Consider the following 2,217-nt stretch of genomic DNA (forward strand, 5'->3'; position numbering starts at 1 on the left):
GTTGGGGGGGTAAGCCCAGCGAAAACGAAGTCCAACCGACTTGTGTTTAGACGGTAGCCCGACTTTTTAAAAAGTTAACTCTAGGCATGAAATAGTAGGTTGAAATTCCGAATATTTCACCTACTTCATAAATGCGAGCGACTTGATTGTGCTTATGTCAGAATGTATGTATAGTGTTCGAGGAAAATCGCGGTAATATTCTTATGTTTATCGATCGAACTGACTCAGAACAACTCAACCAAATTCGACAGGCTGTAAACGAACGCGCCGATATCGATCGAATTATCGAACTTTGTCAAACCGTATCGCACCAAGTTAAAGACAGCCAGTTTCCGCTGACTTATGCGGGAATTTTATTAGCATCTGCAAATAGAATAGCTGACGCGATCGCTATGTTAAAACTTGGTGTCGATCGGACATTCAGTCAAGTTTTAGCAGATTATCTCATCGAGACTCAAGCTTTGACCCCAGCAGCTACAGCATTTGCAGAAACTACGCCTTATGATGTCTGGACTCAAACAGATTTGTATCAGTCTCAAATGAAAGGAACGCTGGATGCGATCGCTAATTTTGCACGACGAACTCCACCACCTGCTTCTCGTCCGACAATTATTGATATCGGCCCAGGTAATGGTACTCTGCTAGTCGAGATTATTAAGCAACTTTTGGCTATTTATCCGATCGAGTCAATTCATCTCGTCTTAATCGAACAATCTCCAGAAATGTTGGCAGCAGCCCAAAAATACTGTCAAGCTTCTCTACCAATTCCGATTACCTTTACGCCAATTTGCTGTCTAATTCAAGAAATTGATGCCGAACAATTGGCAATTATTGAAGAGCATCAGCCCATTTGGTTTATTAATGCCTCGCTCTCGCTGCATCATATGCCAAAAGAGATTAAAGTGCCTACCATGGCAATGCTGGCCGATCTGTCAACCTACTGCCTGGTATCTGACGCTCACTACAATCACGATTTACCCGAAAAAGACACGCCAGAATTAGTCTATTCTGTTACTGAAAGCTATGGTTTTGTCATTAAAGATGTTCTCAATTCTAGGGCTTCAGAGACAGACAAAAAACTCTGTATCAATAATTTCTTATTAACAGAGGCCATTAATATTCTCAAAAACGATCGAGCGGAGCGAGGCGACTATCATACGCTAATTGGCGAATGGCAAGAAATCGCCGAGCGAGGACAATGGAAGGTAATTGAAACAACACCAACTGTTTCTTTATCCGACCGTCCTTTTACATTTACGATCGAGCTTAAACCTAAGCTCTTAACTTAATTCGGAAAATTTGTATTTTTTGAATAAAGAATTCTTGAGATGTGTAAAAGCAGCAGATTTTCACGATCGATCCTGGAAATATCTGCGATAAAACTGTAGTTATTGGTGTCAACTAATCTGAGGAGATTAGAAAATATGTTCAACATATCTAAGCCAAAAGAGTTAAGCTGTCTGGCAAGTTATATTCTCGAAACATTGCCAGATTTACCGCTCGATTCAATTCGACCATTCTTCGATCGATTGCCAGCAGATCCTTACATATCAGGTCATTATCGGTTCCGTCGTCTATCGCATTTTAAATTTTCTGGCGATCGGTTAGTCAAATTGCCACACCGACGCTTATTTCAAGCAAAGCAATTTAACCCTTTGGTCGGTGATGTCGCCAGAGAATATGCCGAGCTAGAAGACGAACTAATTACCGTACCAGAATTTCAAAACATCCTGCGAGAGTTTTTCCAATTTTCGCAACTTTGCACCCAAAAACAAGAGATTGCCGTCCATCAAATTAGAACGACAGCTTCTCCAGACGAAATGGGTAACCCAGCCCCTGAAGGTATCCATCGGGATGGCGTAGATTTGGTCGGGATTTTCTCGATCGATCGATCGGCAGTTGCTGGTGCCGAAACTCATCTATATGTTGACAAAAAGGGCAGTCCTTTTTTCAGCAAGGTGCTCGCTCCGGGTGAATTTTTGGTGTTCCGGGACGATCTGTTTTACCATTTCACTTCGTCGATTAGTGCGACGACTGGTGGATTGGGTACGCGGGATGTCTTTGTCTGTACGGCTCCTGGTTTATTTGCACCGGATGAGGAGTAGAATCTGCTGGGGGTGGGGTTGCGCTAAAGATGTGAGCTACGGCGGAGATCTACCCACCCCCAGCAGATTCTACTCCTCATCCGGTGCAAATAAACCAGGAGCCGTACAGACA

The 2,217-nt window shown here is 43.0% G+C and carries 2 protein-coding genes; both read left to right on the forward strand.

Annotated elements, in window-relative coordinates:
* The first annotated feature begins 203 nt into the window (after nucleotides 1-203).
* Nucleotides 204-1,289: a class I SAM-dependent methyltransferase gene (locus C7B77_RS28685; RefSeq protein WP_106313102.1), complete on the forward strand. Its 1,086-nt coding sequence runs from the start codon at nucleotides 204-206 to the stop codon at nucleotides 1,287-1,289.
* 135 nt (nucleotides 1,290-1,424) lie between these two features.
* On the forward strand, nucleotides 1,425-2,105 hold the full coding sequence (locus C7B77_RS28690; RefSeq protein ID WP_106313105.1) for a 2OG-Fe dioxygenase family protein: 681 nt from the start codon (nucleotides 1,425-1,427) through the stop codon (nucleotides 2,103-2,105).
* Nucleotides 2,106-2,217: the final 112 nt, after the last annotated feature.

The organism is Chamaesiphon polymorphus CCALA 037, assembly GCF_003003845.1.
In the GTDB taxonomy this organism is placed as follows: domain Bacteria; phylum Cyanobacteriota; class Cyanobacteriia; order Cyanobacteriales; family Chamaesiphonaceae; genus Chamaesiphon; species Chamaesiphon polymorphus.

Excerpts from the sequence above, each read along its gene's own strand:
- C7B77_RS28685 (WP_106313102.1), top strand. The coding sequence starts at position 204 with ATGTTTATCGATCGAACTGACTCAGAACAACTCAACCAAATTCGACAG.
- C7B77_RS28690 (WP_106313105.1), top strand. The coding sequence starts at position 1,425 with ATGTTCAACATATCTAAGCCAAAAGAGTTAAGCTGTCTGGCAAGTTAT.